Genomic DNA, 6,441 nt, shown 5'->3' with positions numbered 1-6,441 from the left:
CCAACCGGCTGCTGGCCCAGAGCCACGGCCACCTCCGCGCCGCCCTCGAAGCCACCGGCCACCCCGGGAGCGGGTGACCGGAGCCGTCCCGCCGCCCGTACGGGGGACCCGCGCTCACGCCCCCGCCTCAGACCTGCGCGCCCAGCTCGACACGCTGACCACCGAGGCCTTCCGCCCCGAACTCGCCGAGATCGACCGGCTCGGCACCATCGAGATCGCCCGCACCATGAACGGCGAGGACGCCAGGGTGCCGACCGCCGTCGCCGGCCAGCTGCCCCGGATCGCCGCCGCCATCGACGCCACCGCCGAGCGGATGGCGCGCGGCGGGCGCCTGATCTACGCGGGCGCGGGCACCGCCGGACGGCTCGGCGTCCTGGACGCCAGCGAGTGTCCGCCCACCTTCAACACCGAGCCCGGGCAGGTGGTGGGGGTGATCGCCGGGGGCCCCTCGGCGATGGTGACATCCGTGGAGGGCGCGGAGGACAGCCGGGAGCTGGCCGCCGCCGACCTGGACCGGCTGGGCCTGGTCGCGGAGGACACGGTGGTGGGGATCTCCGCCTCCGGCCGCACCCCGTACGCGGTCGGCGCCGTCACCCACGCCCGCGAGCGGGGCGCGCTCACCATCGGGCTGTCCTGCAACGCCGGATCGGCGCTGGCCGCGGCCGCCGACCACGGCATCGAGATCGTGGTCGGCCCCGAACTGCTCACCGGCTCCACCCGGCTCAAGGCGGGCACCGCGCAGAAGCTGGTGCTCAACATGCTCTCCACCATCACCATGATCCGGCTGGGCAAGACCTACGGGAACCTGATGGTGGACGTACGGGCCTCCAACGACAAGCTCCGGGCCCGCTCCCGCCGCATCCTGGCGCTGGCCACCGGCGCCGACGACAAGGCCATCGAGGAGGCGCTCAGCGCCACCGGCGGCGAGGTCAAACCCGCCATCCTCAGCATCCTGGGCCAGGTCGACGCCCCCACCGCCAACCGGCTGCTGGCCCAGAGCCACGGCCACCTCCGCGCCGCCCTCGAAGCCACCGGCCACCCCGGGAGCGGGTGACCGGAGCCGTCCCGCCGCCCGTACGGGGGACCCGCGCTCACGCCCCCGCCCGCAGCCGCCGGAGGCCACCGTTCCCCTCGGTGGCCACCGCGCCCGCGGAGACGAGTGTCGCGGCGGCGAGGCTGCCCCACAGGGCGGCCGAGCCGTGCGGCGCCAGACCGGTGATCACCATCGGCGAGACGGCGAGGCCGAAGCCCGTGGAGAGCTGGAAGCGGGCGAGGGCGCGTCCCAGGGCATGGGCCGGGGCGAGGGCGGTGACCAGCGCGGTGGCGCTGCCGGCGTAGATGATCTCGCCGAGCGCGCAGACCACGGACACCGCGGCGACGGCCGGGGCACCCCAGCCGTGCCCCAGCGAGGTGGCCGCCAGGAAGCCGAGGTAGGAGGCGGCGAGCAGCACGCCGCCCAGAGCCAGCACGGTCCGCCGGGAGAAGCGGGACATCCAGACGGTGACCGGCACCTGCAGGGTGACCACCAGCACCGTGTTGGCCACGAAGATCGCCGCCGACCACACCGGGGAGGCGTGCAGCTGTTCCACCAGCACCAGCGGAAGCGCGATCTCGGGAACGTTGAGGCAGAAGACGTACACCACGTTGGCGGCCAGCAGCGCGCGCATCCGAGGCGCCGGCCCCTCCTCCCGGTCCTCGGCCGGGGCGGCGGCCGGACGCGCGTGGAGGCGGACCGACCACGCCAGGGCCGCCGCCACCAGATAGGCGAGCCCGGTGGCGACCGCCAGCACCCGGAGCGCGGTGGTGCCGCCGGCCAGGCACGCGGTGGCGAGGAGCGCGCCCACGCCCAGCCCGGCGTTGCGCAGGGACCGGCCGCCGGCGAGCGCGGCGTCGCGCTCCCGGCCGTGGGCGACCGTGGCCACCACGGCCGCGTGGGCGGCCGGCCACGCCTGGTTGCCGATGCCGAGGAAGAGCGCCGCCGCCGCGAACATCCAGACCTGCCCGGTCGGGGTGGCCAGCAGCAGCGCCACGCCCACCACCCGCACCAGCATCGAGGCCGCCACCACGGTGCTGCGCGCGCCCCGGTCCAGCCATCGGCCCACCGCGGGCATGCACACCAGCCCCATGACGACGCCGACCGTCATGGCGATGCCGGTGTCCGGCGCGGACAGCCTCAGCACCGTCACCCCGTAGAGCAGCAGAAAGGGCCGGAGCAGACCGGTGCCGAGGGCGTCCACGGCCAGGGCGACGGCATAGCGGGGGCCTCCGGAGGCACGGACGAGGGCCCGGGGCCGGATCTTGGTGGTGGTTGCCATGGCGTCACGGTGCGGTCGAACGCCAGGCCGGGCACGTCGATTGACGGTGGCCGTCAATCGACGTCGACACGGGTCGTCCGGTCCGCGATGCTGCCGGGGTGACGTTGAGGATCGACATCGGCGGTCTGCCGTCCGAGCGGGTGCGGTTCGCCGCCTCCCCGCTGGCCGAGCTGACCGCGATGCTGCACGTACTGGCCGAACCGGCGCACCATCCGCAGCTCGCCGGCTGGGCCGCGGAGGTCTGGGCCGGGCTGCGCCCGGAGCTGGCCGAGCGGCTCAGGGAGGCGGAGTTCCTCTGGCGTTCCTCGCAGGCCGACTTCCTGATCCCCGCCCGGCCGCGGCCGACCCTCGCCGAGGAGTTGGACGAGGTGGACCGGATCGACGACGAGATGTACGTGACCGCCGCGCTCGTCACCACCTGCGGCAGCAACCGGGTCCGCTTCGCCGGGGCGTCGCCGCTCACCGACACGGCGGCGCGCGAGCGGGCCCTGGACGTGGCACAGGCCCGCGGCGCGCTACAGGAGGCCTTCGCGGAACGGCTGCTCGCGGACCCGGCCGCGGTACGGGCCCGGGTGCGCCACACCCTCGAACAGTGCGCCGAGGCATTCTTCGACGCCGCCTGGGCGGATGTCGCCGTGCGGCTCGCCACCGACCTGCGGCTGAAGAACGACCTGCTCAGGCGCCAGGGCGTCGCGGCCGCACTGGCCTCGGTCTCCGGGGCCGTCACCCTGTCCCCGGACGGCGACCGCATCATCGTGGACAAGGTGCAGGACAAGGCGACCGCCGCCCGCGGCGCCGGGGTCACCTTCATCCCCAGCGTCTTCGGCCGCCCGCACCTGGTGGCGGTCCACGCGCCCGGGTGGCATCCGGTGGTGCAGTACCCCGTCGCCGAGCCGAGTCCGGCCGAGCCGGTCTCCCTGGAAACGGTCACCCACCGGCTGGAGGCGCTCGCGCATCCGGTACGGCTGCGGCTGCTGCGTACCCTGGCCCGCGGCCCGCACACCACCGCCGAGCTGGCCCACTTCTGGGAACTCTCGCGCCCGGAGGTCTCCCGCCACCTCGCGGTCCTGCGCCGCGCGGGCCTGCTCACCCCCCGGCGGCACGGCCGCTACGTCCGCTACACCCTCAACCTGCCCGACCTGACGGCCCTGGGCACCGACCTCCTGGCGGCGGTACTGCGCTGAGCGGGCTTCGACGCCGGAGAAGAACGGCCGGTCGGAGTGGGTCAGCGACTGAAGACCGCGGTGTCCAGCTCGATCCCGAACGGCTCCGGCAGCTCCACCGGCTTCCCGAACGGCACCTGGACACTGCTCTGGTACACGCCCCCGCTGGGGTCGGAGAAGAGCGTGACCGTGGGACCGCCCTCGTGCCAACGGTCGATCAGCAGATAGAGCGGCACCGGGGCGTGGGCGTAGGCCCACAGCTTCTTCGTACGGTCGTCACGGGCGTTGCCCTGCGAGGTGACCTCGCAGACCAGCAGGGCTTCGGCGGCGTCCACGGGCGCGGCTTCCTGCTTCTCGGATTCCGCGATGACCACGGCTCGGTCGATGACGACCAGGTTGGGGACGTAGACCTTCTCCACCGACGCGATCCGCACCGCCAGGATCTGGAAGATCCCCAGCCCTTCGGGCAGGCAGTGGTGGAACGCCCGATGCACCCTGCCGAGGATCAGGTGCTGCCAAGGTCTCGGGGGCGGTTGCAGAGTGATGCGTCCTTCGTGGATCTCCGCGCGCCAGCCGTCGGGCACGTCCAGGCCCTGCCACGTCCGCACGAGGTAGTGCCAGGTGTGGCGCCCGGCGTCGCAGCCGGACCCGACCATCCCGCTGGCCAACGTGCCCCTCCTCGTAGCTCTGCCCTGACGGGCGCAGCGTAGGTGAGCGGCCGAGGCGGGCGGGATCGCTTCGGCCTCACGCCCCCCGAACGTGTGAACGGGACGCGACTCTCGTCGGCCGGCGCCTGACGGTCATGCGGTGGACGACTCCCGCTCGGGGCCGAGGGTGCGGTGAAACGCCGCTGGGGCGGCACCCTCCGTGGAGGGTGCCGCCCCAGGGCGTGCGAAGGACCGTGGATCGACGGGGGTCGATCAGAAGTCCATGTCACCGCCGGGCATGCCGCCCGGAGCGGCCGCGGCGGCCTTCTCCGGCTTGTCGGCGATGACGGCCTCGGTGGTGAGGAACAGCGCGGCGATCGACGCGGCGTTCTGCAGCGCGGAACGGGTCACCTTGGCCGGGTCGATGATGCCCTCGGCGACCAGGTCGACGTACTCGCCGGTCGCGGCGTTCAGGCCGTGACCCGGGGTCAGGTTGCGCACCTTCTCCACCACGACGCCGCCCTCGAGGCCGGCGTTGACGGCGATCTGCTTGAGCGGGGCCTCCAGGGCCAGGCGGACGGCCTGGGCACCGGTGGCCTCGTCGCCCTCCAGCTCCAGCTTCTCGAACACCGAGACGGTCTGCAGCAGGGCCACGCCACCACCGGCGACGATGCCCTCCTCGACGGCGGCCTTGGCGTTGCGCACCGCGTCCTCGATGCGGTGCTTGCGCTCCTTGAGCTCCACCTCGGTGGCGGCACCGGCCTTGATGACGGCCACGCCGCCGGCCAGCTTCGCGAGGCGCTCCTGGAGCTTCTCGCGGTCGTAGTCCGAGTCGGAGTTCTCGATCTCGGCACGGATCTGGTTGACCCGGCCCTGCACGCCGTCGGCGTCGCCGGCGCCGTCCACGATGGTGGTCTCGTCCTTGGTGACGGTGACCTTGCGGGCGCGGCCGAGCAGGTCGATGCCGGCGCTCTCCAGCTTGAGGCCGACCTCCTCGGAGATCACGGTGCCACCGGTGAGGATGGCGATGTCGCCGAGCATGGCCTTGCGGCGGTCACCGAAGCCCGGGGCCTTGACGGCGACGGACTTGAAGGTGCCGCGGATCTTGTTGACGACCAGGGTGGCCAGGGCCTCGCCCTCGATGTCCTCCGCGATGATCAGCAGCGGCTTGCCCGACTGCATGACCTTCTCCAGCAGCGGAAGGAGGTCCTTCACGTTGGAGATCTTGGAGTTGACGATCAGGATGTACGGGTCGTCCAGGGACGCCTCCATACGCTCCATGTCGGTCGCGAAGTACGGGGAGATGTAGCCCTTGTCGAAGCGCATGCCCTCGGTGAGCTCCAGCTCCAGCCCGAAGGTCTGCGACTCCTCGACGGTGATGACGCCTTCCTTGCCGACCTTGTCCATCGCCTCGGCGATGAGCTCGCCGATCTGGGTGTCAGCGGCGGAGATGGAGGCGGTGGAGGCGATCTGCTCCTTGGTCTCCACGTCCTTGGCCTGCTCGAGCAGCTGGGCGGAGACGGCCTCGACGGCCTTCTCGATGCCGCGCTTGAGGGCCATCGGGTTGGCGCCCGCGGCGACGTTGCGCAGGCCCTCCTTGACCAGCGCCTGGGCGAGGACGGTCGCGGTCGTCGTGCCGTCACCGGCGACGTCGTCCGTCTTCTTCGCGACCTCCTTGACCAGCTCGGCGCCGATCTTCTCGTACGGGTCTTCGAGCTCGATCTCCTTGGCGATGGAGACACCATCGTTGGTGATCGTGGGCGCGCCCCACTTCTTCTCAAGGACGACGTTGCGGCCCTTGGGGCCGAGGGTGACCTTGACGGCGTCGGCGAGCTGGTTCATCCCGCGCTCGAGGCCGCGCCGCGCCTCCTCGTCGAACGCGATGATCTTGGCCATGTGAAGTGGTCCTCCCAAGACGACGGGGGTCCCTCCCACGCCCGATGAGGCCGTGGGGGCGGATTGCTCCGGACCGCGCCTGGCGCCCGCGACGGACGGCCTGCGTGCCCTGCGGTTCCTTACCCCGCACGGCCTGCGAGCCTCACCGACCCGGTCCTTCTTTGTCACTCTCACCTTCAGAGTGCTAACGCCAATGATTAGCACTCGACCCCCGAGAGTGCAAGCGACCCGGAGGGTCTCGATGAGGGGTGGTGGCCGGGTGACGGGTGGGGGCAAGCGAATCGAAGGGGATCGGCGGCGGATGGCGGTCGATGACGCACCCCCGGACGGCTCCGGGGGGGGATTACCCGTCACCCGGGGTGCCCCGGGAAAGGGCCGGCGGGCGCGGGCGAACCGAAGGAGATCGGCGACGGGCGGCGG

General features: G+C 72.6%; 5 protein-coding genes. 2 read left to right on the top strand and 3 right to left on the bottom strand.

Features of this window, described 5'->3' with window-relative positions; all coding sequences use genetic code 11:
* Positions 1-73 precede the first annotated feature (73 nt).
* On the top strand, positions 74-1,054 hold the full coding sequence (gene murQ / locus E4099_RS27375; protein ID WP_135341806.1) for an N-acetylmuramic acid 6-phosphate etherase: 981 nt from the start codon (positions 74-76) through the stop codon (positions 1,052-1,054).
* Positions 1,055-1,091: 37 nt separating this feature from the next.
* On the opposite strand, the gene E4099_RS27370 is transcribed toward murQ, so the two are convergent.
* Positions 1,092-2,315 (bottom strand): MFS transporter, encoded by a 1,224-nt coding sequence (locus tag E4099_RS27370; RefSeq protein WP_135341805.1) that lies wholly within the window; start codon positions 2,313-2,315, stop codon positions 1,092-1,094.
* Positions 2,316-2,413: 98 nt separating this feature from the next.
* On the opposite strand from E4099_RS27370, the gene E4099_RS27365 reads away from it, so the two are divergent.
* The gene (locus E4099_RS27365) at positions 2,414-3,499 is read left to right on the top strand and encodes a DUF5937 family protein (protein WP_135341804.1); all 1,086 of its coding nucleotides are present in this window, start codon (positions 2,414-2,416) and stop codon (positions 3,497-3,499) included.
* Between the two features lie 41 nt (positions 3,500-3,540).
* Here the strand turns inward: E4099_RS27365 and E4099_RS27360 are convergent, their stop codons facing one another.
* Positions 3,541-4,146: a Uma2 family endonuclease gene (locus E4099_RS27360; RefSeq protein WP_342451952.1), complete on the bottom strand. Its 606-nt coding sequence runs from the start codon at positions 4,144-4,146 to the stop codon at positions 3,541-3,543.
* Between the two features lie 252 nt (positions 4,147-4,398).
* On the bottom strand, positions 4,399-6,021 hold the full coding sequence (groL, locus tag E4099_RS27355) for a chaperonin GroEL (protein WP_135341803.1): 1,623 nt from the start codon (positions 6,019-6,021) through the stop codon (positions 4,399-4,401).
* Between the last annotated feature and the right edge of the window lie 420 nt (positions 6,022-6,441).

This window comes from Streptomyces palmae (assembly GCF_004684805.1).
In the GTDB taxonomy this organism is placed as follows: Bacteria; Actinomycetota; Actinomycetes; order Streptomycetales; family Streptomycetaceae; genus Streptomyces; species Streptomyces palmae.
The sequence above is the reverse complement of the archived record's forward strand: the minus strand, read 5'-3'. Positions and strand labels throughout refer to the sequence as shown.